Origin of the sequence: Shinella sp. WSD5-1 (genome assembly GCF_963942435.1) — a bacterium.
In the GTDB taxonomy this organism is placed as follows: domain Bacteria; phylum Pseudomonadota; class Alphaproteobacteria; order Rhizobiales; family Rhizobiaceae; genus Shinella; species Shinella yambaruensis.
Window position 1 is genome coordinate 4,386,378 of the sequence record NZ_OZ012596.1, and the last position, 24,195, is coordinate 4,410,572.

34 protein-coding genes are annotated in these 24,195 nt (G+C 61.2%); 17 read left to right on the plus strand and 17 right to left on the minus strand.

What is annotated here, in order from left to right; all coding sequences use genetic code 11:
- Nucleotides 1-3: 3 nt before the first annotated feature.
- From AABQ55_RS21585 to AABQ55_RS21620, 8 genes are all read right to left on the minus strand, one after another.
- Complete coding sequence (locus AABQ55_RS21585) at nucleotides 4-1,905, minus strand: hypothetical protein (RefSeq protein ID WP_272806514.1); 1,902 nt, start codon at nucleotides 1,903-1,905, stop codon at nucleotides 4-6.
- Between the two features lie 8 nt (nucleotides 1,906-1,913).
- On the minus strand, nucleotides 1,914-2,588 hold the full coding sequence (locus AABQ55_RS21590; protein WP_272806515.1) for a phage adaptor protein: 675 nt from the start codon (nucleotides 2,586-2,588) through the stop codon (nucleotides 1,914-1,916).
- Between the two features lie 163 nt (nucleotides 2,589-2,751).
- Nucleotides 2,752-3,156: a hypothetical protein gene (locus AABQ55_RS21595; protein WP_272806516.1), complete on the minus strand. Its 405-nt coding sequence runs from the start codon at nucleotides 3,154-3,156 to the stop codon at nucleotides 2,752-2,754.
- 12 nt (nucleotides 3,157-3,168) lie between these two features.
- A complete protein-coding gene (locus AABQ55_RS21600; protein WP_272806517.1) occupies nucleotides 3,169-4,272 on the minus strand; it encodes a N4-gp56 family major capsid protein in 1,104 nt (367 codons plus the stop codon).
- Between the two features lie 178 nt (nucleotides 4,273-4,450).
- Nucleotides 4,451-5,383 carry a hypothetical protein gene (locus AABQ55_RS21605; protein WP_272806518.1) on the minus strand — a complete coding sequence of 311 codons (933 nt, stop codon included), beginning with the start codon at nucleotides 5,381-5,383 and terminating at the stop codon, nucleotides 4,451-4,453.
- Nucleotides 5,380-7,275, minus strand: a complete 1,896-nt coding sequence (locus AABQ55_RS21610; protein ID WP_272806519.1) for a portal protein — start codon at nucleotides 7,273-7,275, stop codon at nucleotides 5,380-5,382. Before AABQ55_RS21610 ends, AABQ55_RS21605 begins: the two co-directional genes overlap by 4 nt.
- Nucleotides 7,272-8,807: a terminase gene (locus tag AABQ55_RS21615; RefSeq protein ID WP_272806520.1), complete on the minus strand. Its 1,536-nt coding sequence runs from the start codon at nucleotides 8,805-8,807 to the stop codon at nucleotides 7,272-7,274. Before AABQ55_RS21615 ends, AABQ55_RS21610 begins: the two co-directional genes overlap by 4 nt.
- Nucleotides 8,782-9,294 carry a DNA-packaging protein gene (locus AABQ55_RS21620; RefSeq protein ID WP_272806521.1) on the minus strand — a complete coding sequence of 171 codons (513 nt, stop codon included), beginning with the start codon at nucleotides 9,292-9,294 and terminating at the stop codon, nucleotides 8,782-8,784. The genes AABQ55_RS21615 and AABQ55_RS21620 overlap by 26 nt, the downstream gene beginning before the upstream one ends.
- Before the next feature lie 200 nt (nucleotides 9,295-9,494).
- Between AABQ55_RS21620 and AABQ55_RS21625 the strand changes: the two genes are divergently transcribed.
- From AABQ55_RS21625 to AABQ55_RS21640, 4 genes are all read left to right on the plus strand, one after another.
- Nucleotides 9,495-9,740, plus strand: a complete 246-nt coding sequence (locus AABQ55_RS21625; RefSeq protein ID WP_272806522.1) for a BrnT family toxin — start codon at nucleotides 9,495-9,497, stop codon at nucleotides 9,738-9,740.
- A complete protein-coding gene (locus AABQ55_RS21630; protein ID WP_272806523.1) occupies nucleotides 9,740-10,051 on the plus strand; it encodes a BrnA antitoxin family protein in 312 nt (103 codons plus the stop codon). Before AABQ55_RS21625 ends, AABQ55_RS21630 begins: the two co-directional genes overlap by 1 nt.
- 133 nt (nucleotides 10,052-10,184) lie before the next feature.
- Entirely contained in the window at nucleotides 10,185-10,358 is a 174-nt protein-coding gene (locus AABQ55_RS21635; protein WP_272806524.1) for a hypothetical protein, read from the plus strand.
- 441 nt (nucleotides 10,359-10,799) lie between these two features.
- Nucleotides 10,800-11,216, plus strand: coding sequence for a hypothetical protein (locus AABQ55_RS21640; RefSeq protein ID WP_272806525.1), 417 nt, complete (start codon nucleotides 10,800-10,802; stop codon nucleotides 11,214-11,216).
- Between the two features lie 37 nt (nucleotides 11,217-11,253).
- Here AABQ55_RS21640 and AABQ55_RS21645 read toward each other — a convergent pair whose 3' ends face one another.
- The 8 genes from AABQ55_RS21645 to AABQ55_RS37795 all read right to left on the minus strand — a co-directional run bounded on the left by AABQ55_RS21645 (nucleotide 11,254) and on the right by AABQ55_RS37795 (nucleotide 14,992).
- A complete protein-coding gene (locus AABQ55_RS21645) occupies nucleotides 11,254-11,868 on the minus strand; it encodes a DUF6362 family protein (protein WP_272806526.1) in 615 nt (204 codons plus the stop codon).
- Nucleotides 11,865-12,305: a hypothetical protein gene (locus AABQ55_RS21650; protein WP_272806527.1), complete on the minus strand. Its 441-nt coding sequence runs from the start codon at nucleotides 12,303-12,305 to the stop codon at nucleotides 11,865-11,867. Before AABQ55_RS21650 ends, AABQ55_RS21645 begins: the two co-directional genes overlap by 4 nt.
- Entirely contained in the window at nucleotides 12,302-12,730 is a 429-nt protein-coding gene (locus AABQ55_RS21655) for a hypothetical protein (protein WP_272806528.1), read from the minus strand. The genes AABQ55_RS21650 and AABQ55_RS21655 overlap by 4 nt, the downstream gene beginning before the upstream one ends.
- Before the next feature lie 55 nt (nucleotides 12,731-12,785).
- Nucleotides 12,786-12,992, minus strand: coding sequence for a hypothetical protein (locus tag AABQ55_RS21660; protein ID WP_272806529.1), 207 nt, complete (start codon nucleotides 12,990-12,992; stop codon nucleotides 12,786-12,788).
- Nucleotides 12,989-13,477 carry a hypothetical protein gene (locus AABQ55_RS21665; RefSeq protein ID WP_272806530.1) on the minus strand — a complete coding sequence of 163 codons (489 nt, stop codon included), beginning with the start codon at nucleotides 13,475-13,477 and terminating at the stop codon, nucleotides 12,989-12,991. The genes AABQ55_RS21660 and AABQ55_RS21665 overlap by 4 nt, the downstream gene beginning before the upstream one ends.
- Before the next feature lie 92 nt (nucleotides 13,478-13,569).
- A complete protein-coding gene (locus tag AABQ55_RS21670) occupies nucleotides 13,570-14,589 on the minus strand; it encodes a bifunctional DNA primase/polymerase (protein WP_272806531.1) in 1,020 nt (339 codons plus the stop codon).
- Nucleotides 14,589-14,777, minus strand: a complete 189-nt coding sequence (locus AABQ55_RS21675) for a hypothetical protein (RefSeq protein WP_272806532.1) — start codon at nucleotides 14,775-14,777, stop codon at nucleotides 14,589-14,591. Before AABQ55_RS21675 ends, AABQ55_RS21670 begins: the two co-directional genes overlap by 1 nt.
- Nucleotides 14,774-14,992 (minus strand): helix-turn-helix domain-containing protein, encoded by a 219-nt coding sequence (locus AABQ55_RS37795; protein ID WP_353851169.1) that lies wholly within the window; start codon nucleotides 14,990-14,992, stop codon nucleotides 14,774-14,776. Before AABQ55_RS37795 ends, AABQ55_RS21675 begins: the two co-directional genes overlap by 4 nt.
- Nucleotides 14,993-15,088: 96 nt before the next feature.
- On the opposite strand from AABQ55_RS37795, the gene AABQ55_RS21680 reads away from it, so the two are divergent.
- The 13 genes from AABQ55_RS21680 to AABQ55_RS21740 all read left to right on the plus strand — a co-directional run bounded on the left by AABQ55_RS21680 (nucleotide 15,089) and on the right by AABQ55_RS21740 (nucleotide 23,921).
- Entirely contained in the window at nucleotides 15,089-15,667 is a 579-nt protein-coding gene (locus AABQ55_RS21680; RefSeq protein ID WP_272806533.1) for an XRE family transcriptional regulator, read from the plus strand.
- 78 nt (nucleotides 15,668-15,745) lie between these two features.
- Nucleotides 15,746-16,222: a helix-turn-helix domain-containing protein gene (locus tag AABQ55_RS21685; protein ID WP_272806534.1), complete on the plus strand. Its 477-nt coding sequence runs from the start codon at nucleotides 15,746-15,748 to the stop codon at nucleotides 16,220-16,222.
- Nucleotides 16,219-16,998, plus strand: coding sequence for a hypothetical protein (locus tag AABQ55_RS21690; RefSeq protein WP_272806535.1), 780 nt, complete (start codon nucleotides 16,219-16,221; stop codon nucleotides 16,996-16,998). The genes AABQ55_RS21685 and AABQ55_RS21690 overlap by 4 nt, the downstream gene beginning before the upstream one ends.
- A gap of 55 nt (nucleotides 16,999-17,053) precedes the next feature.
- A complete protein-coding gene (locus AABQ55_RS21695; protein ID WP_272806536.1) occupies nucleotides 17,054-17,422 on the plus strand; it encodes a hypothetical protein in 369 nt (122 codons plus the stop codon).
- A 94-nt stretch (nucleotides 17,423-17,516) separates the two neighbouring features.
- Nucleotides 17,517-17,960: a hypothetical protein gene (locus AABQ55_RS21700; RefSeq protein ID WP_272806537.1), complete on the plus strand. Its 444-nt coding sequence runs from the start codon at nucleotides 17,517-17,519 to the stop codon at nucleotides 17,958-17,960.
- Nucleotides 17,960-18,262 (plus strand): hypothetical protein, encoded by a 303-nt coding sequence (locus AABQ55_RS21705; protein WP_272806538.1) that lies wholly within the window; start codon nucleotides 17,960-17,962, stop codon nucleotides 18,260-18,262. Before AABQ55_RS21700 ends, AABQ55_RS21705 begins: the two co-directional genes overlap by 1 nt.
- A complete protein-coding gene (locus tag AABQ55_RS21710) occupies nucleotides 18,259-18,837 on the plus strand; it encodes a hypothetical protein (protein ID WP_272806539.1) in 579 nt (192 codons plus the stop codon). Before AABQ55_RS21705 ends, AABQ55_RS21710 begins: the two co-directional genes overlap by 4 nt.
- A complete protein-coding gene (locus AABQ55_RS21715; RefSeq protein ID WP_272806540.1) occupies nucleotides 18,837-18,998 on the plus strand; it encodes a hypothetical protein in 162 nt (53 codons plus the stop codon). The genes AABQ55_RS21710 and AABQ55_RS21715 overlap by 1 nt, the downstream gene beginning before the upstream one ends.
- A 32-nt stretch (nucleotides 18,999-19,030) precedes the next feature.
- Complete coding sequence (locus AABQ55_RS21720) at nucleotides 19,031-19,333, plus strand: hypothetical protein (protein WP_272806541.1); 303 nt, start codon at nucleotides 19,031-19,033, stop codon at nucleotides 19,331-19,333.
- A gap of 3 nt (nucleotides 19,334-19,336) precedes the next feature.
- Nucleotides 19,337-19,528: a hypothetical protein gene (locus AABQ55_RS21725; protein ID WP_272806542.1), complete on the plus strand. Its 192-nt coding sequence runs from the start codon at nucleotides 19,337-19,339 to the stop codon at nucleotides 19,526-19,528.
- 10 nt (nucleotides 19,529-19,538) lie between these two features.
- Nucleotides 19,539-20,630, plus strand: a complete 1,092-nt coding sequence (locus AABQ55_RS21730) for a tyrosine-type recombinase/integrase (RefSeq protein ID WP_272806543.1) — start codon at nucleotides 19,539-19,541, stop codon at nucleotides 20,628-20,630.
- A gap of 515 nt (nucleotides 20,631-21,145) precedes the next feature.
- Complete coding sequence (locus tag AABQ55_RS21735; protein ID WP_244768271.1) at nucleotides 21,146-22,630, plus strand: nucleobase:cation symporter-2 family protein; 1,485 nt, start codon at nucleotides 21,146-21,148, stop codon at nucleotides 22,628-22,630.
- Between the two features lie 259 nt (nucleotides 22,631-22,889).
- Nucleotides 22,890-23,921, plus strand: a complete 1,032-nt coding sequence (locus AABQ55_RS21740) for a sensor histidine kinase (RefSeq protein WP_272806544.1) — start codon at nucleotides 22,890-22,892, stop codon at nucleotides 23,919-23,921.
- 62 nt (nucleotides 23,922-23,983) lie between these two features.
- Here the strand turns inward: AABQ55_RS21740 and AABQ55_RS21745 are convergent, their stop codons facing one another.
- Nucleotides 23,984-24,118, minus strand: a complete 135-nt coding sequence (locus AABQ55_RS21745) for a hypothetical protein (protein WP_272806545.1) — start codon at nucleotides 24,116-24,118, stop codon at nucleotides 23,984-23,986.
- Between the last annotated feature and the right edge of the window lie 77 nt (nucleotides 24,119-24,195).

A 24,195-nucleotide genomic window follows, 5' to 3' on the forward strand; every position in this document is an offset into this window, starting at 1 on the left:
AACCTAGCCAGCCAGATAGATTTCGTAGCCGGAGAGACTGATTTGTCCGCCTGATGCGCCGAGCAGGCCGTACCAACGCAACATGCGGTCGGCCGCGAACGAAACCGCCGTGGCGGTGTCAATCAGAACCGTACCAATAGGGGTGATGATGCGACGATTATGCTGCTGGGCGGTGACTGACGTGGCAACGATCAGGCAGTCTATATCGAACGCGCCTTCGCCGTTCCCAAGATTGAGGTTCATCAGCTGCGCGGGGTTGGCCTGCGTGTCGTAGTCCATGGCGAGCAGGCGCAAGGTCTTGGTAATTCCCGCGCCCGACAGTGTACCCCAGGCCCGCACTCGCAAGGATTTCCCGCTGTCCGCGAAGAAGCCCCCCACCAATCGAGGGCGCCCACCAGCCGGCGGAGCCACCACGTTTGTCAATGTCGTTTGTGACGTCGCATCCGTGGTCCAGGGACCGAGCCCATGGCCGATCCGGTGGTATGACTGCGAATTCTGCGAGTACAGACGCGTCTCGCCGCCCCAGCCTTGAGAACGGAATGTAACCGTGCACGCATCGGCCGTTCCGACGTTGAAGTTGACAGGGACACCACCATCAGCCCATTCGCCGCCGCCCCACGTCTGGATGCCGACCGCGCAGCGCTTGAAGTCGCCGCCGGTTATGGCGGCGCGGGCGTTCATGTCGATCAGGACGCCGTACCCGCAGCCCTCCGGATTGAAGTAATCGACATGGGCGACAGATGCGCGAGAGATGAAGGCGCCTGCCGCAGTACAATCAATTGCACGACAAGCGGCTTCCGGCAGAAGTCCGACGCTGATCGTCGACGAATAGGTTCCTCTGAAACCGTCGCCACATTCGATTGCCCAGCAGCGCTCCATGTAGCCTTCCGACTGGTTGATGACGGCAAAGCCGATGGACTTTCCGGTCACACGGCAATCGGCAAACCAGAAATCGACCTTCGATTTTCCAATGAAGCCATAAGAGGCGAACTGCGTGTTATCGACGCCCTTTGCCCACAGGCCGCGGAACTCGTATTGGCCCTCCGGCTCGATATGTACAACGTTAAGGATTGAGGTGTTGTTGTGCTCCCAAATCGTGAGGGGCGTGCCGTCCTCATCAAGCACACCATGCAGCTCGATCCGATAGCGAGACTTGAGCGCGCTTCCAATGCGGAGTGTCTGGTTGAGCCAGGTTCCGGCAGCGAACTGCAGGCGCCAGCGACCGTCGATCATCTTTCCTTCGCAGCCGTACTTGTTCAGCAGGATTGCTGCGTTCGAAAGGGTGAGGCGCGGCGAAGCGTCCGACAGACCGTCGTTCGCGTTGTCGCCTGTCGTGGTGTAGTAAACGATATTGCGCTGCGAACCGGTCGGGGTGCTGTACCAAACGTCACTCCCGCGCAGGACACGGCCGGGGCCGGTGTGCTTTACGTCGTGGAAGTTCGGGATACTCTCCGTCGTCAGAAAAGCAGCGTCGGGCCAATAGATCGTAGCTCCGAGGAGATAGGCAAATCCGACGATGGCCTTGACCGCGTTGGTGTCGTCGGTGACGCCATCGCCAGCAGCGCCGGCCATGAAGGGCGTCACCGTCAGCTCGTCTAGAGACCACCAGCCGCCGTTTTCAAACTTCACGTCATGAGCCGGTTCCGTATCGACGCGCGCAAAGTTTGCACGACGGTCCTCAATGAAGACGCGAAGGACGTCAGAAAGGCCACCAGCGCCACCGGCATAGTCGTATGTCGGAAGCCGAACGACGCCCGTCGTTGGCTGGAGAGCCGATCCCGCCTTGTCAGCGATGGGCTTCATCGACTTCGGCGTAACCGGCACGTCATCCCGGACACCTGCCGCCGTATCCTCGGCGTCAGCCGTCTGGATCGTGAAATTGTGCGTATGATAGGGAATAGCCATGCTTGGCCTCAGAATTCCGTGGGCGTCACAAAGCCGGAACCGACCTTGGATGCCGTCATTGCCGCCAATTTGTTGAATTCGCTCGCCTCGACCGCGCTATGGCGCTGGAAGAGGGTGTCGTCGCGCAGCTTCTTCAGCGCGAGGTTCGCGACCGTTCTCGCCCTGATGAGGTCGTAGGCCTCGGTCAGCCAAGGATTGTTGGTCTCATTGTCCGAGGACGGCGCGCTGATGATGATGTGCCCCGTCATCCGCACCGTGTAGGCCTGATCAGGAAGCGGGTAGAGGCCGATCGCCTGGTTATAGTAGGTCCTGGAGCGCGGCTTTGCGCCATTGCCGCCGGACGCCAGCACTTCCCATTCCCTCGGCTCCATGAACGTGAGCGGCATTTGCTCGCCGTTCAGGTAGATGTCGTCGAACTCGATGAACTGCTGGATGATCTCGGCATCGAGGGAGTTGTAGAGCCCCTGATAGGCGACGGTCTGGAAGACCTCGTCCCTCACCTCGTTGAAATAGAAGCGCTTGTACTGGTAGAACTTGATGGCCCGCTGGATTTCCGTCGCGATCTGGCTCGTCAGGTCGGTGCGGTCCAGATCGTCGGCAATCTCGGCCTTCAGAGCGCCGAGCGTCAGGCTGACGTCGATGCCGGGACCGATCGGGCCGCCCGTGACAACGGTGATCGTCATCGCTTCACCTTTGCGCACGCCTTCTCATGCCGAAAAAGGCCCTTGCCGACCTTCTTCCCGCAGTGCTGGCAGTGCCCCTTGAGGACGGTTTTTTCAGGCTTGGGAGGATCTGCAGGAGGCAGGAAATAACCCGCCTCCCACAAGGTCATGAACGCGAGGTCCATTACCGGTCATTGTCCGGGATGAACGCGATCACGAACTCGAAATCGCCGGCCGTGCTGCCGCTGCCGGTGATGTCGAGCGTTACGTAGATCTCCGTATCGGCCGCCACGCGGTAGCCGCCCACCGCTTCGTCCAGCGGAACGAAATTCGTCGCGGCGAGCGACAGGTCCGTACCGAAGAGGTCAGCGGTGGCGAGCGTTCCAACGTCGGCCTGCTTGTTCGTGCCGGCATTTGCCGCTGTCACGACATGCACGCCCGAGGACGGCTTCAGGATGAGAGCGCCGGCAGGAATGGTCCCCACGAGGTGGGGGCCGGCACCGGAGTTGTAGGCAAGTCCCTTCCGCAGATAGTGGATGAGCTGCTTGCTGTCGTCACGGGCGGTAGAGCCGCGGGTATTGGTCGGCATCTTCGTCCCTCCTTACGTGTGAGCAGCGGCGTAGGAAGACACGACGACAGTCCCGAAGTCCTGGTTGTCGAAGCGGGTCTTCTTCAGGCCGAACATGCTCATGATGGACACTTCGAGCTGCCGCTTGTGGTCGATCAGCTCTTCATTCCAGGCATAGGTCGTCGGGCCGTTGCCCTTGCCGAAGCCGACGACAGCCGCCTGAGCGCCGAGCAGGACCGCACGGCGCGTGTTGGCCACCGCAACGCCCGTGGACGAATTGACGCCCTGGGTGACGTGGTTCGCCTTGCGCAGGATGACGTTGTTGTATTCGCCGAGAGCATCCGTATAGATCGGGTTCTTCGACGAACTGCCGCCCGCCAGCGCAGCCTTCTGGATGTCGAGCCACTGGCCCGTATCCGTCTTGGTGCGCAGGTCCGTTACCTGGTACGGATGCAGGTACATGACGTACTTGCCGCCGCTGATGTCACGGCCGCCGTCCACGCCTTCGACGTTGATGGGCCGGATCGGGCTTGCGGCCGTCTCCGCCATTTCTCGGGCGAAATCGACGTACTTGAGCGAGAACACGTCATCGGAGGCGAGGTTTTCGTCACCGTCCGAGTTGTTGTTGCCCGTGTCGACGAACAACTGCCGCGACGGAGCGACGATGGCATTGTTGCCGCGATACTTCGGCCGCGTCTCCGGGGTATAGCCGCAGACATGGTTGAAGAATGTGACGGACATACGCTTCGCCTTCCATGTGCGAAGGCCGGAGCGGGCCGCCTCGCGGAGGTTGACGGGAACGCGCTGCGCGTCGATCGACCGACCCTTGTTCGGGATCTTGACGACGTGGCCGAGCTCGTTGATGACCAGCGCATCGCTGTAGAGCGACAGGCTTTCGCCGTTGCCTTCAGCAATTTCGCCCTCGGTGAAGCCGTCGCCCATCAGTTCCTTCATCAGAGGGAACGTGACCTGGTCGCCGGACTCCTTGGAGGTCTCGGTCTTGAGCTGGATGATGGAGTTGGAGGATTCGCCGATCAGCGCGGAGATGTCGGTACGATAGACGATATCGTATTCGAGACGACGCGCCCACAGCTTCACCGCCAAGGCGTCGTTGACGCCAAACGTGGTGTTTGCCATTTCTATATCCTTGAAAGGACTGGAAAATTTGGGGTGATCGCCAAACTGTGACGCCGCTGGCAGGCGAAGCAGGCCACTTTAAAGCCGTGGTGCGCGGGCTGCGCGCGGATAACGGGCCGCGCCCCGAAGCAGCAAGTTTAAGGCCGTTGTGCGTGGGCCGTCAGGGCGGGAAGGGCAATTACCCGCCCATGATCTGCTCAACCTGCTTGCGGCCCTGCACGGTGTGCATGAGGGCCTGGAATTCCTTGTCCGACATGGTGGCGAGCGCCTTGGCGTCGAGAGGCTTCGGAGCCTCGCCGCCGGATGTGCCGGAAAGGCTCATGTGGCGCTCCTGGCGCGCGGCGAGGTCCTGGACGGACTGCTGACCGGCGGCCGGCGTTTTCGCGCCCTGCCAGTCCCAGTAGCGGGCGTGCCGGCGGATGTAGTCCGCGAACTGGTCAGGATCTTCCGGCGCCTGCGAGCAAAGCGCCGTGAAATGGTTATGCACCGCCTCTTCATAGTGCTCGGGCGGGATCATGCCGGCCTCAAGCCGGCGGCGCAGCTCGGCCACGGAGGCGTTGACGACGTGCTGAACCGCGTCGTTCACGTCGGGGTGCTTTTCGGCCGCCTTGTTCGCGATCAGCTGCGCGCGGTTGACGATCGCCTGCCGCTCTTGCTGGACCTGGAACTGTTGCGCGCGCTGCGCCTCGGCGTCCCGGAACGCCTTCAGTTCGGCTTGAAGCGTCTCGATCTGCTTGTTGGTGCCCTGGAACCGGTGTTCCATGTTCCCGAACGGGTCTTCCTCGAATGTCGGGACTTTCGGCTCCGGATCGACCGCGCGGCTCTGCATCGCGGCAGAGAGCAGCTTGACCCGCTCGTCAAGACGGGCGCGCTCTTCGGCATGCCGGGCAAGTTCTGCCCTCAGCTGGCGTTCGCTCGCTCTGGCCTCCTGCAAAGCACGGATATCAACCTTCTCAGGTCCTGGTGTCTCCGGGGCAGTCTCGGCCGGCGGCGGAGTTTCCGCGGTGATCTCCGGCTCTTCCACCACCGGTTCGGTTCCGGCGGCGCTGATGGCCTCCAGTTCTTCACTGGAAAACCCTTCATTCACGAAATCCTCTTCGGACTGCTTCATTGAATTGCCCTTTCTGGCTGCCCTTGTGGAGCGGCGAACATCTGGAGCATGTCCGTCGCCATTCTTGCCCTTTCGAACTCGACCTGAGACGCCTGGTTGAGCGCCGTTGCCCTGTTTTTCTCGGTCTCGGATTCGATCTTGCCGACTTCGGCGCCCTCACGCTGCTGCGCAACCTGCATTTGCTGCTGCTGCGCCTGCGCCTGCTGTTCCTGCCTCTGCTGCGCCTGCTGCTTCAGCTTCTCGACTACGTTCGACGGCAGCGGCGAGTATTCGAGCAGCGTCACCATCATCTGCGGCGGGATCATCTGGCCGAATGCCGGCAGGAGCTGCATCATGGTCGCCCAGGCAGCTTCCTTCATGTTCGGGCTGGTCGGCGCATCATCAATGATGATGTCGTATTCCGACGTGGCCTGCCGGATCAGCGGCACATATTGCGCGTTGTCGTCACCGACGATCTTGACCAGGCGGCCGTCCGAAAGATCGTTCTGAATGTAATAGAGCATCACCGCGCCCTGCAGCTCGCGATAGTGCTTCAGCGCGTCGAAGAACGGTTGCAGGATCGTCATGCCCGCCTGCCGGCGCTGCATTTCCAGCGAGGCGGCCTGTCCGGCCTCGCGAAGACCAAGCATTTCGACCGAAACACCCGAGGTGTCCCGGATCGATGAAATCGCGAACTCGGTGAGTTGCTGGAAGCCGGCCGGGAACTGCGCGGGCGGCTTTTCCTTTATGCGCTGCTGCTGGATCGAACCATCCTCCATCCATGTGATGGCGGACGGATCGGCCCAACTTTCCTCTGCCTGTCGCTGGTTCCTGAACGCGCCCTTCTCGGCCAGCAGCCCGCCCTTGGCGTTGCTGTTCATGATGTGCATCATCTGGCTAAGCCACTTGTTGGCCCAGCGCTGCGGGTCTTTCATGCCGCGCACGAGGCCGTACCAGGTGCCCTTGTTGCGGTCTCGCTTGCCGGTGATGGCCACGAAGGAGAACTGCGTGGGGCACGGCGCCGGACCATAGGACAGCACCACCTCCCCGAGGAAGGCCTGTTTGCGGACCTTGCGCATCAGACGCGCGCCCTGCATCTCGGTCCCCATCAACTGCTTCATCCGCTTGTTGGTGGTCTGGTATTCCTCGACGCTGAATTCGCCCTGCTGCCCGCTCATCGGGTCTTCGGCGATGTAATAGGCCTCGCGCTCGATCCATTGCGCGTGAACGAGGGTCACCAGTTCGTCGCCCGAATCCTCGCCGCCGTCGTCCGTCTCCGGCGCGCTCTCGACTTCCTGCCGATCGCGCACCATGGTCCACTGTGCATCAAGCTGCGCCTTGGCGAAGCCCGGGAACATGGCCTTGGCCTCGGAAACCGGAATGCGGCGAGCCCGCCACACGCGGCGCGCGTCAGAGAGGTTTCGACGCTTGGCGTCGTAGTCCCAGAACATCTCCATCGGATCGACGCGGTTGATCTCCGGCGTCCCGGCCGGGTTTTCCTCCATGTCGATGCGGGTTTCCGTCCAGCCTATGCCGCAGATCAGCATGTCGAGGAAGGCATCGCTTTCATGCGTTTCGGCATGCGCCTGGTCACGGAACCATTCCGCTGCGCCGGTCATAAGCTCGTTCGGTTTCACGTCGCCCATTTCCCGCGGGATATAGCTGACCTGACGGCGGTTGCCGATCTCCTGGCCATAGACGCTGTCCACAATCGGCTGGATGCGGTTGAAGACGACGATGGGGCGCTTCTTCGCCTTGAGCGCCGCAATTTCGTCATCCGAATACTGCCGGCCGGCGACGAACTCGTAATCCTCTTTCGCCTCCTCGCGCCACTTCTCGGTATGGTTCCGGTCGTTGATGAACCAATCCTTGAAGCGCTGCGGAACCGGCTTGCCTTTCGCAAGGCCTGTCATGCTGTCATCCATGAGCCTTCGCTTTCACCTCTGGAGGCGAACCGTTCACGGTGACGGTCACGCTGCGTTGCCTGCACTGTAATTTCGTCCTCACGGAACCCGGAGGCCGTGAAGGTCAGAAACGCCTTTGCGCCGTGCGAATTGATGTCGTGGCGCGACTTGTCCTTCCACATGCCTCTCAGGTCGTCCCATTCCTTCCGGAACGCCTTGAGGCGCTTCAGGCCCACCGAGCAGCCAGCTTCATCGAACTGGCACTTGTGGAAGAACGGCCGTGCCTGGTTGATCTGCTGGATTTCCGAGGTAGCGCGATCGACGATGTTCGGCCGGAAGTTCAGCTTGGACATCACGTCGAGTGTGCCGTCAGGTATCCAGAGATATTGCCGGTCACCGTCATGCGGCAGGTAGTGTTCTCCGAACTGGATATTGCGGTCACGCTTCCAGTCGTTCAGCCAGTTGACGTAATGGCCGATCCACTCGCCGCTGTTCTCGTAGTAGCCGACGAAACGGTGATGCCCACCGATGTACTGGTGCAGCCAGATCGTATTGAGGTCGTTGCGGCCGAGATCCCAGAAGGTGTTGACCGGATAACGAGGATCGACCGGGAAGCCGCCGACGCGCTGCTGCTTGTAGGCGATGTCCATCTCGACGGAGAAGTAAGCGCCCTCCAGCGCCTGTTCGAAGGCCTCTTCCGGAAAGGACGGGAATTCCCGCTTCATGTCGCCGGCCTGCGTAACGTCCTTCTTGATGTACCAGGCCTTCTGCCAATCATCGAGAACGATGCCCCTGGCCGCGAGGCTGTCGAAATACCGCTCATCCTCTTCCGTGATCGTCACGCCGGACGGATTGAGCCGGTATGTCTTGTCCCGATACCACGGATGGAAATGGAAGCTGTAATCCATCTCCGTCAGTGCGGCTCCGGAGTTTTTCATCTCGATCGCCCGAGACGTCATGTCGAAAAAGGCGCCCTCCTGCCCTTCCGCTGTGCTCTCGATCACGACGAACTGGCCCGGCGCCACGGCATTGAGCGCACCTGTGACGATCTCGTGCGCCTTCTCCGGAAACTGCGCGCAGATCTTCCCGAATTCGGAGACGTGCAGATACTGCAGCGTGCCAGAGCGCATCGACGTCGAAACGCGGATGGACGAGTTATTGCTGAACGTCAGCGTGTCCGCGCTGTCCTGCGTCGACCTGATGCGCGCCCGGAGCTGATCCGGCAGACTGTCATACGGGAACTTGATCTTGTCCCGGAAGATGACCTTGGCGTCGTCGAGCCGGTGCGCGATAACGCCCGCCCTGGTGTTCGGATGGAACAGGCAGGCGTCGAGATAGATCAGGCAGCACAGCGTCGTGAACCCGAGCTGCCGGGCCTTCAGGATGATGTTGAGCGCCGTCGTCTCGTTCAGGAACGCAAGCTGGCTCTCGTTCGGCTCGAACTTGATCTTCGTTCCCGTCTTGTCCGTGATGTAGTAGAGGTTCGATAACCTCCAGCGCGGATCGAGGAACTGATCAGCGGTCAGTGATGCGCTTGCCATTCTGGGCGATCGTGTTCAGCAGCTCGGTCAGGCTATCGCCGGCCTCAAGCTTCGTCTTCTGATCAACATCCTGCTTGTCGACCAAGCCAAGGTCGCGGGCGATGATGTTGGCATTGAGGAGGTCAGCGGCGGCGCCGGAAAACTTCTGATCTCGGATGATTTCCTCGGCTCGCGTGACGATGTGCATAAAATCGGGCCGCTCGCGATAACCGTCCCATGTACCGCGGGCGATATCGAGAAAGACGCACAGCCCGGAAATCGTCATTGCGCGCATCTTCGCGATGGTGGCGCGCACAATGCCATCCTTGCCGTTGAAGACCTTCTCCTCGTAGAGCGGATTTGCTTCTACCCACTCGAAATATTCCACCACAGCCGCCCACAGATCCTCAGGCTTTGCGAAGATCGGATTGCGGCCATGCGAGGAACGCGCCTCCCAGAACCTGTTGCCAGGCAGGAAGCGGCCGGTCTCGTCGTCTCTGTCTGTCATTGACTACCACCAATTCGCACCAAGTATAGTTCAGGACAATCCTGCCGATCCGCACTAGCGGGTGTTGCTGCCGGTCACCCTGCATCGGCGGACGGTGGGCGGGAGGGCGTGACGGCATCGCCTACCTGTACGTACAAAAATGATTTCCGTACGTACAAATATTCCTTGCACATTCGCGGGATTTATCGTACGTACATTATATGAAGATCGTATGGGACGAACCGAAGCGCATCGCCAACATCGAGAAACACAGTCTCGATTTCGCTGCACTGTCTTTCGAGTTCTTCCTTGCCTCGGTCGTCGTCCCTGCGAAGCATGGGCGGTCCAAGGCTATCGGTCGTCTCGCAGACGGCACCGTCGTCGTGATCTTCGTAACCCTCGGCACCGAGGCGCTTTCGGTTATCTCGATGCGCCCGGCCCGGGAAGACGAAAGGAACCTGATCTGATGGTTATCAAGTACAGACCCCGCGAGCAGTTTCATCCAGGCCGCGGCTATACGAAAGACGATTGGGACGCAGTATCCGATAATCCTCCTCTTACCGAGGAGGAGATGAAATCCGCCCGACCCTTCAAGGAGGTCTTCCCCGATATTGCGGAGAAGATGGAGAAGGCCGTACGCGGCCGGCCGAAGGCCGAGGTCACCAAAAAACCAATCACCATCCGCCTCGATCCCGATCTCGTCGAGCACTACAAGGCGACGGGCAAAGGCTGGCAGAGCCGAATGAACGACGATCTCCGCAAGGTGGCCGGGCTGTAATGAATGGCCGTAGGGCGTTCCAGTCCCTACGACCTACCAGCGTACGACGGAGATGCGCGCGCTGGAATTAGGCCTATCGACTCCTGCGATCTTGCGTTGCATAATCTGGTGGCTAAAATTGGGAGGTACCAACATGGGAAACTCAACAGGTACATCAACAGACACCAACACAGGCACAGGTATCGGGCTCCAACCGAACAACGATCCGTTTAAGGACGTGAAGGAACCCACAAAGCCAGGTAAGACGGTCGATGACGACCCCGGGCTGAAACCATCAGCGAAACCGGAAAAGCCAAACGGCAAGTGATGCCGAGCAAAACCTTCATGCCTCGATTTGCCGCAAAGAGGGCGAATGATGAGAACCATCCCGCTCTTCTCTCTCTCCTGAAACGAAAGCCCGCCACCGGGTGACAGACCGGGACGGGCTCTCTTGGCGCTATGCCTTGGGACTTTGCCTTGGAAGCTGCTCCCAAGGTTACGGCTATGCCGTATGGGGTCGGAAAGGAACGGCTGCGTACATCCCGCGGCCTTCACGACCGCCTAACATTGGCATGGCCGCCTTCCCGATGGGCTTTGGAATGGGCGAGGCTCGATACCGGCCGGTCTCATGGATGGTTGTCCAATCAGTAGATCGGTGCCACCGCCACTGTCCAAACTTGCAATTTTCCTATCCTCAAGCAAAAAGTAGGCTCGCGACCTCGAAATCGACCCAACTGTGACCATCTTCGGCCATAGAAGGAGAAATGATTTGTCACGTCTTGCACTTTCAGCGATCCTGATCAGCGTAGCTGTAGCACTTCCATCGCCATCCCTGGCAGTCGAAGGGCTTGAGAGTCCTACCGAACCCAATCTCGACAACAGAACGGTGACTACTCAACCGCATAGCAAGGGCGAGAATAAAAAGCGCCTCGAACCGAAAGTTGACACGAAAAAAAAGCGAAAAATTCGCCAGTCAAATCGGTCCATGTCTGCCAAGGCAGAGCGCCAAGCGCGGGCTGAGGGACAGCGCATTATGGATAGCCATCGTCCGCGGCTAGAGCGAGAATATCGACGCCGTGTGGCTCGCGACGGCAAAGCATCCGCTGAGCGCTGGCTGAAGAAAGAAGCATTCGCCCTCGGCGCCCGCGTTGGGCGGCAGATGAAAGAGAAGTACGCCGGCCAGTAGGCTATGGATTCAGGCGTAGCGGCTTCCCCTTGGATTCCTAGCGTGCCCCGAGGCTCCGGTTCTTTTCCGAATGCCGCGCCCGGATCTTCCGGGGGTCGATTACTCGGCTTTTCGGCAGAGCAGGGTCGATGTGCGGCCTTCCGTCCGACGCTCGCCAGTGTGTGGCGCATTTCTCGGACGGTACCGTTGTTGACGTGAGTTCAAACGCATTTTCGGACACGGCGCAATCCAGGGCCGAAAGCCGAATTTGCCTCTCTTGGTTTAGGCGATCGGCAATCCGCTGGCAGATAGCGATTACAGCCCGGAGCAATTTTCTCTCGTTCATGCCATTTTCTTCGGCGAAGTCGGCCAGAGAGCGCCCGGTTCGCACCTTTTCGAACGACCAGCCGTAAAGAAGTTCACGGTCAGACTGGTCGGGCAGAGAATTTATCCACCCGAAGCATTGCTCCATTCGCCAGAGGGCAGCCGCTGACGCGGTTTCTCGATAAGTGGCCTTGTGATACCCGAAAGCCTCCGAACGCTGCCTGACGCCCTCTGGCATGGCATTCCCGTAGCTCTTCGGCCCCTTCACTGCCGGCACCATGCGCAGCGTGTCTGCCATTTCGATGATCCGGTCCTTCACCAGCTTGGCCGTCCAGTCCGTGAAATTCATGCCTCTTCTCCTGTCTCGATTGCTTCGCCGCTCGCCACGGCCTTGAACTTTACCGACAGCAGGACAAGCAACACGTCGCTCGTCGGCACTCCGCACCGCATGGCCTTCGCCTGACTGCGCAGACGACCAAGGTCGATGGTGTTGAACTCGTCGACCAGGGACGGCCGGCGAATCAGGTCGGGATTGCCGGCGAGGAGCCGGGCAACGGCTTTCATCATGTCCGCATAAAGCCCGCGGGCGTTGGCGCGTGTGCCTGTCATGAGCATGAGAACCAGGCGCAAGTGCCCCTCTCCCCAACGCTGGCCGATCTCCCGGACCGTCGGCTTGCAAAAACAGTCGAACGGCCGGCGGCTGGCGGGGCTATGCTCCCGCGAAGCGACCAGCCGTACGCCGCATTCCCGCGTCACCTTGTAGATGTTGACGGTTTTGCGGTTCAAGCTTCGCCTCGCGCCTTGGCAGCCAGGTATTCAGCGGGATCGATCCGCTTGACCTCGGATGCCGCCCCGAAGGTGCCGAGCTTGTGGTCTCGGTAGGCCCGTTCGCCGGCCGGATCGAACTTGACCGCGGCGACGCCACGAACCCAGCCGACGGCCTTTGCCGCGTTAACCTTCATCTTGTGGTCGGCTCGCTCCTTCTGCCGCTTCTCCTTCCGACGCGTCTTCTTCGAGTTGGTTTCCGGCTTACCCCAGAGGACGGGCTTGTTCTTGCGCCGCTTCGGCAAAGCGGCCTCGCTGTCCAGCCTGTCGAGAGCCTTCCACGCCGCAGCGTTGGTATCGAACGGCCCCTCGACCAACTTCCCGTTCGGGTCGGTGATCTGGTATTGCCCGTCGTCGTTGCGCGTGATGTTCAGGATCGGGGTCATAGTGTTACCCTCCGCCACCAAAGGCGGCCTTTGAGTTTGATGAGGTCGAGGAGGATCACGCGGCCCTCCCTGTCGAAGCGGTGAGCGCTTCCAGCTCGGACACTCGCGAGCGAAGGCGCCGAAGCTCCCCGTCCAAATTGCGTTCCCGCTTCTCCGCCGCCTCGGCCCGCGCCTCCGCGTCGCTCGCCCTCTGCTCGGCTGCCAACCTCGCCTTGGTCTCGCCGGCAATCTGGATCTTCATTTTCCCGACAGTGGTGCTCATGCTGCTGGTCCTTCAGGTGTGGCAACATCGTTCTCGACCAACAAGCGCTGCCACCAACCAGCCTGCTTTGCGGTCAGCGTGAACTTGGATTTGTAGGTCTCGGCCCAGGTCAGGATTTGCAGGACGAAGTCCATTTCCTTACCGTTCAGATCGAGTTCGAGAAGTTGAGGCCCGAACTTCAAAACCTCCTCGTAGGGCACAAACTTGCCGCGTGTCGCCTGCGGCGGAGGCTCGGGCGGTGGAGACGCCTTCTTCGCCTTCCGACTTGCCTTCGGCTTCGGCTTCGGAGCGTCCCGGTAGACGACACGCTCCTGAACGCGAACCTTCGGCTGCATCTCGGCGGTGATGTCGTGAAGCGTGGCACCGGCCGACGCCAACGTCCGAACAATCGCCCGAGCTGTTGCAACGACCTCGCCGTCATGATCGCTCGCCAGGCGAGGGAAAAGCTTCCCAAGTTTGTCGATCGTGGAGAGCGCGATGGTCATGCCGCCCTCCAAATGAGGGGGAAGTCTTAGGGTCGAAAATCTCGACACAACATAACTAAGACACCTCTTCTCCTGCCTTCCTCCCCCCTTCATCACATCAGCCTCACCAACGGCTGGTCGTGACGACCCCTGCCCCCGGGGTGGACGATCTCAAGGAAGAACCGGTCGATAAGGACTTTCCGAGCGGCGAGGTAAGTGTCCTTGCTGATGTTGAGCTTCGCTGCGATGCCGCTGGTCAGCGGGAAAGGCTCGCCGTTGCGATGCCCATTGGCGAGCCGGAGCCGCACCAGAAGCGACAAGGCTGTCGGCTGGTCCCAGAGATGGTCGATATCGCTCTGGAAGATGACGGCGGTTGCCTCGCCGCCCGTGACCATGAGCCGGCCGGCCTCCTTGTACTTCCACGCGGAATGCGAGACGCTCAGCACCTCGTCGGCAGGCAACGGCTGAGCAAACTGCTGGTTTGCCTGGGAAACCATCTGGATAAGCTCCTCTTTGGTTGATGCGACGTGCGCTTGGCGAAGAGCGCGGCTGAACAAGGTGTTGTTGCGGCCAGAGCCTTGGTGCATGCCGGCGAGGTCGGGACCGGATTGCGTCTTGCGTGCGGACAAATCCTCGCCGCGGCCGGTGATCGGGGCGACGTTGATCATCTTCGGCAGGCGGTCGAGATCGTCCATGTTGCCCTGAATGATCTGGTATCTGCCACGAGCGCCCATTGACGGCGGCGCGACGACATAGCCGTTGCCGAGAATATCGACCGGCCGAGTCGGATCGGGACGGATTCGGCGGCTCTCACCGCTGTTGCGATACCAAGCCTGGAAATGCCCAGACCCACTGCGGACGATGAACGGCGTCTGGCCGTGCCGTGCGAGTCCATCCGCAAGTTCACGCTCGTCCGTCGTGTCGACGTCGAGAACGGAAATCCGGTTCCGCTTGCACGCCAGCCCGAGGGCGTCGTGCTCGGGAAACTTCATCACCAGTTGGCCGCTCGTCGGCAGGCCGATCTTTAGGTAGCCTTGGATGGCGGGTTTCTTCCGTTTCTCGTCGACGACGACGGGGAAGGTGACAATGCCGTGCTCGGCATAGCGGGGTTGCCATTCCGCAAAGGCGCCCATCAGGATACCCGCCGCAGCAACTGCATCTTCCGGGCCTTCTCGACGGCCTTGCGGGCCTGCCAGACCTTCAAGTCGAAGCGGTGGATCAGGAGGTCTGCCGGGGATTCCGGCCAACGGGCGATGTCAGCCAGCCACATGGCGGCGCGCGTGACGTCGTCGGCGGCGGGGAGGTTCAGGGGCGGCCTCATGCGGACACCGGGGCGGCACCGAAGAGCCAATCATGGTCCCAAGCAAGGGCACGCCTACGCGCCTCCTCACGGATCCGTCGAAGTTGTTCCAGAGAGGGCGAGGTGTCGCCCTTCTCCCATCGCGAAACGACCGCTTGGCCGGTGTCAGCGATCCGAGCGAACTCGGCCTGGCTGATCTTGAAAACTTGGGTTCGGATAAAACGGATGTTGTTCATAGCGCGCTAACCATATCCGTTCGCGGATAGTTAGGCAATATCGATTATCCGTGAAAGGAAATAGAAACGCCATCCAATCACGGATATTGTAACCCCATGTCTATAAACGAAAAACTGATCTCACTTCTCGCTATGCCTGGATGGACCCAGACAAAAGTCGCTGAGCGGCTGGGGGTTAGCCAGTCTACTGTCAATCGCTGGACAAAGGGAACCGCACCTGAAGGCGATCACCGAGACAGCCTTTCTGATCTCTATAATGAGGTCTATGGCCTTTCGGAAAAGTTCGACCTGATGCCTGTCCGCGGCGTGATCGAAGAGGCGCAGACAATTCGCTGGATTGACCGTGCTGACCAGATGTGGGCACCAAAGCCCCCAACTGCGTACAAAAAATTGACTGCGGTTCGTGTCACATCGGATACGCTGCTCCCCGAGTTCGCAGCTCATGCCGTCATATATTTTGGTGATCCGACCCAACCTGCCGACGGAGTGGGCAGCGTGGTCGTCGCGGAACTGCCGGACGGTCGCTTCATCATTAGGAAGATCCTGCGCGGCTCTTCAGAGGGGAAGTGGACGTTGACGTCCCCTCGCGCCTCCGACCTCACCGACATTCCGGTAGAAAACGTGCATCCGATTGAATGGGTGAAGCCGTACATTTGGCAAACGCCACCGTTCTAATCCGTTCGCGGATAATTTCTGCTTGACCACCTATCCGTTCAGGGATAATTAACGCTTCATCAGCTCGATGGAGTAGCCATGAACGCACATCAATCCGCCGCCGACATCATCCACCTCGCGCCGACGACGGACGGGCCGATCATCCGCGCGGCGCGCGAGGCGAATGGATGGTCTCAGGCTTTCCTGGCTGAAAAGGCGGGAACCTCCCAGCAGACAGTCGATCGTATCGAGCGCAGCGTGGTGCTGCGGTCCAAGTCAGTGCTGGCGCTCAAGGCCATCCTCGGCATTGATCTTCATGTCCACGCCGCCACAACCGATATTCCGGCGCGGAATATCCCCTCTCCGTCCGCCAAGCCTACGGGGGGCACCCTCCCCAAGTTCGCCGAACTCCGCGACGAGATCGAAACCGCCTTCGACCTGCTGACCGCGCTGGACAAGACCGGCGACGGCATAGGCGGCGACGTCGGGCACGGGGTTTCGGCTGTTGCGCTGGCGGCTCGTGCTGCGCTCGACAATGCCCGCGACATGCTCCGGGCAATGGAGGGCACGCGATGAACGTCTCGTCCTTCTCCGTCGCCGACGTCGAGCTGTCCGTTTATGATGGCGAGCCCTGCACCCTTGATCTCGACCTCGCGCACCGTCTTGGTTTCAAACGTCCACGAGTCATTCGTGAACTGATCGACCGAAACATGGCTGAGCTTGAAGCCTTTGGCGCCGTGCGGCGCGGCGTCAAAGTCGTGACGTCTGGTAGAGGGCGCAAGTCGGAGGTCATCGAATATTGGCTTTCAGAAGAGCAGGCGTTGCTCGTCGCCTCTCTTTCCGATGCCGAGAAGGCCCCGGCCGTTCGGCACATGCTGATCAAGGTCTTCGTTGCTTGGCGCCGGGGCCATTTGACCGGCAACGTTGAATTCGATCAGGCCACGCGCACCATGCTCGGCGGGATGATCAAGCGCAACGCTGGCGTCGTCGTCCGGCAGGAGCTTGAGCCGGTCCACGCCGATCTGGATGCCATGCGCCGTGAACTCTCCGACCTGCGCGAGAAGGTGCGGCCGGACGCCATCCAACGCACCGGCGTCACCGCTCGGCATATCTGGGAGCAATTCGGACTGCCCGCTTTGAAGTGCGGCACACTCTGGCTCGGCAACCGTCTGAAGAAGATGGGCGCGGCGATGGAATTCGGCTTACGCGCCGATATCGGGGGGAAGGCGGTTCGCCTCTTCGACCCCGACAAGGCCCGCCACTGCATGGAAAACGGCCTGTTGAGCAAGGCCAAGACCTATGTCGCCGAGCGGCAGGGCCAAGGGCGCCTGAAGCTGGTCAAGAACGAATAGGCACCCCTCAAATTGAGGAGGCCAACCCCTAAGCCATGCCCCCGAGGAAAACATCATGAACGTCCCGAAAAAGATTGAAATGCCGCAGGCAGCCGATTCGAGCGCGCAAGAAATTCTGCGAACGGCGCTGATCCGTCTCGAAAATATCGAGAAGGTCCTTGAGGCCGAGTACCGCTGGATGAAATCCCACGTCGAGCATTGCCGCCAGATCGACGATGCCGGCATCGCCTATGAACTGGAGAATGGGCTGATCAACCAGGAAGAAGCGGCCGAAAAGAGCTTGCTCGACGAGTTGATGCTGAAGCGTGCGCAGGTCGACAACCATATGGCCAATCTCACGAATTCGGCGCGCTATCTCAAGGACGTGGCCAATGTCGTCCGCTTTTTCGCCGATCTCGCGGAAACCGACACCGCCGCCGGCTGATCCGGCGCGAGTAAACCGCGCCGCCGTGGCACAAATTCAGAAATGACAGACCGGCCCTAGCCGGCACCACCCAACAGGAAAATGGAGAGAAGTCATGAACGGACCGATTCCGGCCGGGGGCGAGGCTGTGCCCTCAATCTCGTCGCTCATCATGGGCACCACCGAACCCGAGATCACACATCTCCTCACCGTCGAGGAACTGCGGAAGCTCTCGATGAAGGAACTGCGCGCGCTCCTCGCCCTGTTCTTCGCGTTGGACGAAACGGCTTGCGCGTTCTTGAACCAAGGGCGTTTCACGAGTGGAAATCTGTACAACGCGGCCGGCGAGATCGGCGATGTGTTTCTCGACCATCTCAACGGCTGCATTGAACTCGTCGAGCAGGTCGCCAAGGATGCAAAGCCGACTACGCCCGAGGAAGCCGAGGATCGCGCATGGCTGCTGATCCAGCGGGCGGCGTATTACGCGGAAGACCTTCCGGCCTTTGTCGCGGCCACCGCGCATCTCAGCGTTGAAGTCTCGGAAGTGGAGGCTGCGTGATGGCTGACATTTCGCTCAACACCGCGATCCTGCGCTACAAGGCCGTGAAATACGTCCACCTCGCGAAGCAGTCGGAGGCCGAGGACCGAGGCGAAGACGATCATATCCCCGTCGATTACTGGGACAAGATCGAAGTGCTCGAAGAGTGGGACCGTCCGGCTGAAACCCTCGGCGAGGCGATGGAGGCACTGGAATTCGCCATCGAAGACTACGAGGCCGGCGAAACTCCACGCATCCCTGCCATGATGAAAGCCGCTCTTGGCTGGATGAAGGCCGACGCAGAACGGAGGGCGGCGGAATGAAAACCTTCTTTTTCGACCCGCAGCCCTCCGTCATCGCCGACCTGTTCGCCAAGTGGCTTCCGCTCTACGTCGCGCAGCGCCCGATGGACGATGACGAAGCGGACCCATACCAGGACCCGCTCTGCAAGCTGGAAACGGCGGTTGCCGACCAGCCCATCAAATCGCTGCAGGATTTCTTCCTGCACCACACCACGCAAACCTGCCTTGGATCGATGGCCGCAGACTACAGCGTCGAGACCATCAACGCGGTGTGCGCTATCGCCCTGGCAGAGGCTCGGGAGCGCGAAGACCTGCTTGCCCTGATCAACCAGCATATCGACAACGAGACGCGGTTTTGCGCGCTGCTGGACGAGCATGATGACGATAGCCCGGAGTTTGCGGAAAAGGGTGGCGACGAGCTTTCGACGCACGGCATCGAACTGATTCACGCGATTGCCTTGCATCCCGCCACCTCTTTCGAGGCAATCTTGCTCAAGGGGCGCTATCTGGCTGCCAGACAAGAGCGGGGCGATCTCTCCTATGAGGTGGCGATAGACTTCCTCGAATCCTTCCTCGATCGGGCGGAGGGCGTGTGATGCCCCAGACACCTAGCCAGCGTCTTGAAGATGCCTTCGGTGCCGCCCGTTCCTATCTCCACGCCCTCCGTCTCGCGGCGCAGGGCTTCAAGGACCCTCGCGACATGTGGGCGCTCGACCTTCTGGCCGAGCAAGCCGAGCACGAACTGAACCAGGCGTAGGCCGTCGCCGACGCATTGCTGGAGGACGGGGAATGCTGACCGATCTTATCGAAGCACACCTCGCCGCCACCGCCGAGTTTCGAATAACGGACGAGGGCCACATCAACGAAGAAGGCATCTGGGACAGGAAGGAAGAAGCGGAACTGGCGGTCATGCGCTGCCCTTGCCGCACGATCGAGGACGTCCGCGCAAAAGCCCGTTGGGCGCTCGCCGACGACGTCGTCCAAGATAGCATCAGGAATTGCCATATTGACCAGGAGCGAATCTTAATGATCTTCCTGCGCTCACTGCTTGGCGAGGCCCCTGTGGATAAGTCGAACAACGGGGAGAACTGATCCATGTCAGCCCCTGCCCTCATCCGCAAACAGGACATGATGCGCGCCGCCGAAGTCGCGAACGAGACCAGCTGTCGCATTGATATCAAGATCGGGGATGCGGTCGTGTCGATCATACCGCACGCCGGAACGACGGCGCCGGACATCGCCCCGAAGAAGAGCGATGGAATTGACTACTCCCGCCCGGTCCTGTGAAGAATCCGGGATGCCCCGGAAACTCCCCCTTCACGTTCACAAGCAGAAGACCCGCCATGACAAGTGGGTCTTCTATTTCCGCATCGGCAAGGGAAAGCGCATCCGCCTCCCCGCCCCGAACGATCCGACCTTCAAGGCGGCCTATATGGCGGCGCTGACGGGCGGCGCGCCCCTTCCCGTTCCGAAGGTCTACGAGGGCACGCTACAGTGGCTCTGGGACCGATACACGACCGAGAGCGCCAAATGGGCCGGCTACAGCGCGGCGACGCAGAAGCAGCAGCGCCTCATCATGGTGAAGGTTCTGAAAACGAGCGCACGCTCAGCGCTGACCGGGTTTACGCAGGACGTCATCCAGGAAGCGGTCGATAAGCGCCACGAGACGCCAGCGCTGGCCGCGAACTTCCTTAAGGTGATGCGGGGGATGTTCGGATGGGCTAGGCGAATGCGGATCGTCCCGACCGACCCGACCGGCGATATCGTGCTGCCGACCTACAAGACCGACGGCTTCCCGGCGTGGACCAAGGACGATGTGCGGAAGTATCGCGCGAAGCACGAGATCGGGACGCCCGAGCGTTTGGCAATGGAGCTGATGCTCCTGACCGGTCTGCGCCGGTCGGATATTGCCGTCATCGGTCGGCAGCACATTCAGGGCCGGGTGATGTCGATCGACACCGCGAAGACCGGATACCGGATATCGATCGAGCTATCAGACGATCTGGTGAAGATGATCGACGCCACGCCGCGGCGCGGCCTGCATCTGATCGAAAGCTCTCAGGGAAAAGCCTTCACCAAGGAAAGCTTCGGGAACTGGTTCAAGGAGAAGTGCACCGACGCGGGGGTCAGCAAGTCCGCGCACGGACTGCGCAAGCTCAGTGCAACGCTTGCGGCGGAGGGCGGCGCGGGAAGCCATCAGCTATTGGCGCAATACGGCTGGACGAAGCTCTCGACGGCCGAAATCTACACCAAGGGGGTCGACAGGAAGCGGCTCGGCATCGAGGCCAGCCGCATCGTCGCGGACCAGATCGGGAACATAGAAATCCCTCACCTTATTTCCGGTGAGGGAATTAAATCGAAAAAGACAGTAAAAACAAAGGCGAATTGAGCTGCTTAGATGCCTGTCACGCCCACCATTCGAATTCCAAAGGCCTTTCGGGAAACCGGAAGGCCTTTTGCTTTTCCGGCCTGCCGGCAAGGTCGGGGACCGCCGGATCAGGTCTCCGGTGGCCCGCCGCGGCGCTGCCTCGCTTCGCGCGCGCGGCTTCCTGCTTTCCAGCACGGCGCCTCTCTCCAGGCCTGTTTCCCGCTCTTCCGGTGGCGGCGTGGAAATACACATATGCCGCGCAGGAAACAGTTGACGGCAGCGGGTGACTTGCGGTCAAATGAAGGCTGGCTCACGTCGCATATCGGGCGCCGGATCGGTGCCAAACCGATGAAATTCCAGCTGAATCCGGCAAGCCCCAGGCACGCGGCGGACCAGCTTCCTCGCAGGATTACCCCAGAAAACCGTAAAGTGTTTATCGCCGGGCTATGCTTGCGACCGTCTGTCGCTCTACCAAAGATGGCGCACCCCGTTGGAGGACGGGAATTCGGAAGGTCGATGGGATGGGAGGAGTATCCATGAGCGACGCATCCAGCATACACCCGGTGGACGAGAAACTGCCTGCGGGCAGGCTCGCAACGCTGGGCATCCAACACGTACTCGTCATGTATGGCGGCGCCGTCGCCGTGCCGCTCATCGTCGGACGCGCGCTGCAGCTCAGCCCGCAGGATGTCGCGTTCCTGATTTCCGCCGACCTCTTCGTCTGCGGCCTCGTCACCATCATCCAGTCGCTCGGCTTCGGCCGGCATGTCGGCATCCGCCTGCCCGTCATGATGGGCGTCACCTTCGCCTCCGTCGGGCCGATGGTCTCCATGGCCACCATGACGCCGGGAACGGAGGGCGCGCGCATGATCTTCGGCGCCATTATCGGCGCCGGCTTCATCGCTCTCCTGATCGCGCCCCTGATGGGCCGGTTGCTGCGCTTCTTTCCGCCCGTGGTGACGGGCACCATCATCCTCGTCATCGGCGTGTCGCTGATGCGCGTCGGCATCAACTGGACCTTCGGCAATCCCTTCGGCCCGACCGCGCCCAAGCTGATCGACCCGGCCCATGCCGAATGGCTCGCCCAGATGAAGACGCTGGCGGAAAGCGGCGGCCCGGCGGTTCCGAGCGGCTTTGCCATCGCGCCGACCGTTTCCAACCCGATCTATGCCGAGCCGAGCCATATCGCGCTGTCGGCGCTGGTGCTCGTCTCGATCCTCGCCATCGCCCGCTTCGGCCGCGGCCTCATCAGCAACATCGCCGTCCTCAGCGGCGTCGTCATCGGCTGCGTCGCCGCGTCGATCCTCGGCATGATGCATTTCGACCGCGTGGCCGATGCCGGGTGGTTCGCAGTCGTCACGCCGCTGCGCTTCGGCATGCCGATCTTCGATCCCGTGCTGATCGCCACCATGACGCTCGTCATGATCGTCGTCATGATCGAATCGACCGGCATGTTCCTGGCGCTCGGGGAAATCACCGGCCGGCCGGTCTCCCAGCAGAACCTGACGGCGGGCCTGCGCGTCGACGGCATCGGCACGATGATCGGCGGCCTGTTCAACACCTTCCCCTATACGAGCTTCTCGCAGAATGTCGGCCTCGTCGGCGTCACGGGCGTGAAGAGCCGCTATGTCTGCGTCGCGGGCGGCATCATCATGATCGTCCTCGGACTGATCCCGAAGATGGGCGCCCTCGTCGAGGCCGTGCCGACCTTCATCCTCGGCGGCGCCGGCCTCGTGATGTTCGGCATGGTGGCCGCGACGGGCGTGCGCATCCTCACGACGGTGGACTTCAAGTCCTCGCGCAACAACCTCTTCGTGGTTGCCGTCTCCATCGGCTTCGGCCTGATCCCGCTGCTCGCCCCGAACTACCTGATGTGGATGCCGCATGCGATCCATCCCATCATCGAATCGGGCATCGTGCTCGCCTCCATCGTCGCCGTCCTGCTGAACGCCTTCTTCAACGGCGTGCGCTTCGAGCAGTCCGATGCCGTCGAGGCCGCCCGCATGGCCGACAGCCACTAAAAGCACGTCGTGCAAAAGTGTGCAGCGGCTTTGCGCCAACGACATGCGGAAAATCAACGACCTAAAGCGTGAGGCACGGATCTGAAAGATCGCGGCGCGCTTTAGAAGCCATGCATCGAAGGAAAACCCGGCTTGCCATGTGCAAGCCGGGTTTTTTCGTGAACAACATCACAAGGACATTTTCCCGGGGCCGCTTACGGGGCATAGCAAGAAGGGGGCGAATACGCGTTCCCGAAAGGCAGCGGTTTCGGGAGCAGGCATGGCCGGCATCATCCATGGGCGCGAAGCGCTCGTCCTGGCCGTCACACTCTGGACGGCGCTCTTCATCAACGATTTCCTGCTGCTCTCGGGCGGCGCCCTGATCCTTGCACCCGGCTGGCTGAGCAGCGTCCTGCTGGCGCTGCTGCTGGCGCAGATCCTCCAGCGGCTGCACGGCCTGCCGCGGGAAAGGGCGCTCGGGCTCGGCGTTCTGGCCGTTCTGGTGGTTGCCGTCGGCCAGGCGGCCTTCGACGTCACGGCCGTCGTGGCCCTCGGGCCGCACCTGCTGCCCGGCGGCCTCGGCATGCCCGGCTTTGCGATCGCCGCGACGTTCGACGAAGCCATCCTGCAGTTCCGCATGAGCCTGCTGTGGAACGTCGCGACCTTCGGCTTCTATGCCGCCGCGCTCTCGCTTCTCAATGCCGAGCGGCGCAAGCTGGATGCGGAGATGCGGGCGCTGCGCTACGAGCTCAATCCGCATTTCCTCTTCAACACGCTGAATTCCGTCGCGGGCCTCATCGAGGAGGGATCGGCGGGTCGGGCGGACCGCATGGTCCTGTCCCTGTCGCGCTTCCTGCAGACGACGCTCTCGCTCGACCCGCTGCATGACGTGCCGCTGGCCGAGGAGATCGCCCTTCAGCGCGACTATCTCGAGATCGAACGCGAGCGCTTCGCCGATCGCTTGCGGTTCGACATCCGCCTGCCCGATGAACTCGCCACCGCGCTGGTTCCCAATCTCATCCTGCAGCCGTTGATCGAGAACGCCGTCAAGCACGGCGTCGCGGCATCGCGTAAACCGGTAACCATTGTGCTGGAAGCGCGCCGGGAGGGGGATCGCATGGTCCTCACCGTCGAAAACGACCTGCCGGAAGGCGGCGGCATGGCCCGCAAGCCGCCGGGCATGGGCGTCGGCCTGCGCAACATCACCGACCGGCTGCAGGCGCGTTTTGCCAATCGATGGCGTCTCTCCTCAGGCCCGACGGCCGAAGGGCGTTACCGCGCCGCGATCGAGTTTCCGCTTCGGCAGGCCTGAAGCGGCTCGGTCTACATGAGAAAGGCGCAGTTCCCGCACCGGGCCGGAACTGCGCACGCGTGTCAGTTCAGCGGAATCTGCAGGCCGCTCGAGGCCGGCGGGCGGGCGTAGGTCGTGTTGTTCGCCGCAGTCGTGCTGCATCCTGCCAGCGACAGGACCGCGAGCGCGGCGACGACGAAACCGGTGATGGGGCGCATGAATCTCTCCTTTGCGGTGTGCCCGTATGACATAGGCATGACGAGGGCCTGCGTCCACCACGGCCAGGAAAGGAAAA

Coding starts and splice junctions, on each gene's coding strand:
- AABQ55_RS21585 (WP_272806514.1), bottom strand. CDS start 1,905: ATGGCTATTCCCTATCATACGCACAATTTCACGATCCAGACGGCTGAC.
- AABQ55_RS21590 (WP_272806515.1), bottom strand. CDS start 2,588: ATGACGATCACCGTTGTCACGGGCGGCCCGATCGGTCCCGGCATCGAC.
- AABQ55_RS21595 (WP_272806516.1), bottom strand. CDS start 3,156: ATGCCGACCAATACCCGCGGCTCTACCGCCCGTGACGACAGCAAGCAG.
- AABQ55_RS21600 (WP_272806517.1), bottom strand. CDS start 4,272: ATGGCAAACACCACGTTTGGCGTCAACGACGCCTTGGCGGTGAAGCTG.
- AABQ55_RS21605 (WP_272806518.1), bottom strand. CDS start 5,383: ATGAAGCAGTCCGAAGAGGATTTCGTGAATGAAGGGTTTTCCAGTGAA.
- AABQ55_RS21610 (WP_272806519.1), bottom strand. CDS start 7,275: ATGACAGGCCTTGCGAAAGGCAAGCCGGTTCCGCAGCGCTTCAAGGAT.
- AABQ55_RS21615 (WP_272806520.1), bottom strand. CDS start 8,807: ATGGCAAGCGCATCACTGACCGCTGATCAGTTCCTCGATCCGCGCTGG.
- AABQ55_RS21620 (WP_272806521.1), bottom strand. CDS start 9,294: ATGACAGACAGAGACGACGAGACCGGCCGCTTCCTGCCTGGCAACAGG.
- AABQ55_RS21625 (WP_272806522.1), top strand. CDS start 9,495: ATGAAGATCGTATGGGACGAACCGAAGCGCATCGCCAACATCGAGAAA.
- AABQ55_RS21630 (WP_272806523.1), top strand. CDS start 9,740: ATGGTTATCAAGTACAGACCCCGCGAGCAGTTTCATCCAGGCCGCGGC.
- AABQ55_RS21635 (WP_272806524.1), top strand. CDS start 10,185: ATGGGAAACTCAACAGGTACATCAACAGACACCAACACAGGCACAGGT.
- AABQ55_RS21645 (WP_272806526.1), bottom strand. CDS start 11,868: ATGAATTTCACGGACTGGACGGCCAAGCTGGTGAAGGACCGGATCATC.
- AABQ55_RS21655 (WP_272806528.1), bottom strand. CDS start 12,730: ATGACCCCGATCCTGAACATCACGCGCAACGACGACGGGCAATACCAG.
- AABQ55_RS21660 (WP_272806529.1), bottom strand. CDS start 12,992: ATGAGCACCACTGTCGGGAAAATGAAGATCCAGATTGCCGGCGAGACC.
- AABQ55_RS21665 (WP_272806530.1), bottom strand. CDS start 13,477: ATGACCATCGCGCTCTCCACGATCGACAAACTTGGGAAGCTTTTCCCT.
- AABQ55_RS21670 (WP_272806531.1), bottom strand. CDS start 14,589: ATGGGCGCCTTTGCGGAATGGCAACCCCGCTATGCCGAGCACGGCATT.
- AABQ55_RS21675 (WP_272806532.1), bottom strand. CDS start 14,777: ATGAGGCCGCCCCTGAACCTCCCCGCCGCCGACGACGTCACGCGCGCC.
- AABQ55_RS37795 (WP_353851169.1), bottom strand. CDS start 14,992: ATGAACAACATCCGTTTTATCCGAACCCAAGTTTTCAAGATCAGCCAG.
- AABQ55_RS21680 (WP_272806533.1), top strand. CDS start 15,089: ATGTCTATAAACGAAAAACTGATCTCACTTCTCGCTATGCCTGGATGG.
- AABQ55_RS21685 (WP_272806534.1), top strand. CDS start 15,746: ATGAACGCACATCAATCCGCCGCCGACATCATCCACCTCGCGCCGACG.
- AABQ55_RS21690 (WP_272806535.1), top strand. CDS start 16,219: ATGAACGTCTCGTCCTTCTCCGTCGCCGACGTCGAGCTGTCCGTTTAT.
- AABQ55_RS21695 (WP_272806536.1), top strand. CDS start 17,054: ATGAACGTCCCGAAAAAGATTGAAATGCCGCAGGCAGCCGATTCGAGC.
- AABQ55_RS21700 (WP_272806537.1), top strand. CDS start 17,517: ATGAACGGACCGATTCCGGCCGGGGGCGAGGCTGTGCCCTCAATCTCG.
- AABQ55_RS21705 (WP_272806538.1), top strand. CDS start 17,960: ATGGCTGACATTTCGCTCAACACCGCGATCCTGCGCTACAAGGCCGTG.
- AABQ55_RS21710 (WP_272806539.1), top strand. CDS start 18,259: ATGAAAACCTTCTTTTTCGACCCGCAGCCCTCCGTCATCGCCGACCTG.
- AABQ55_RS21715 (WP_272806540.1), top strand. CDS start 18,837: ATGCCCCAGACACCTAGCCAGCGTCTTGAAGATGCCTTCGGTGCCGCC.
- AABQ55_RS21720 (WP_272806541.1), top strand. CDS start 19,031: ATGCTGACCGATCTTATCGAAGCACACCTCGCCGCCACCGCCGAGTTT.
- AABQ55_RS21725 (WP_272806542.1), top strand. CDS start 19,337: ATGTCAGCCCCTGCCCTCATCCGCAAACAGGACATGATGCGCGCCGCC.
- AABQ55_RS21730 (WP_272806543.1), top strand. CDS start 19,539: ATGCCCCGGAAACTCCCCCTTCACGTTCACAAGCAGAAGACCCGCCAT.
- AABQ55_RS21735 (WP_244768271.1), top strand. CDS start 21,146: ATGAGCGACGCATCCAGCATACACCCGGTGGACGAGAAACTGCCTGCG.
- AABQ55_RS21740 (WP_272806544.1), top strand. CDS start 22,890: ATGGCCGGCATCATCCATGGGCGCGAAGCGCTCGTCCTGGCCGTCACA.
- AABQ55_RS21745 (WP_272806545.1), bottom strand. CDS start 24,118: ATGCGCCCCATCACCGGTTTCGTCGTCGCCGCGCTCGCGGTCCTGTCG.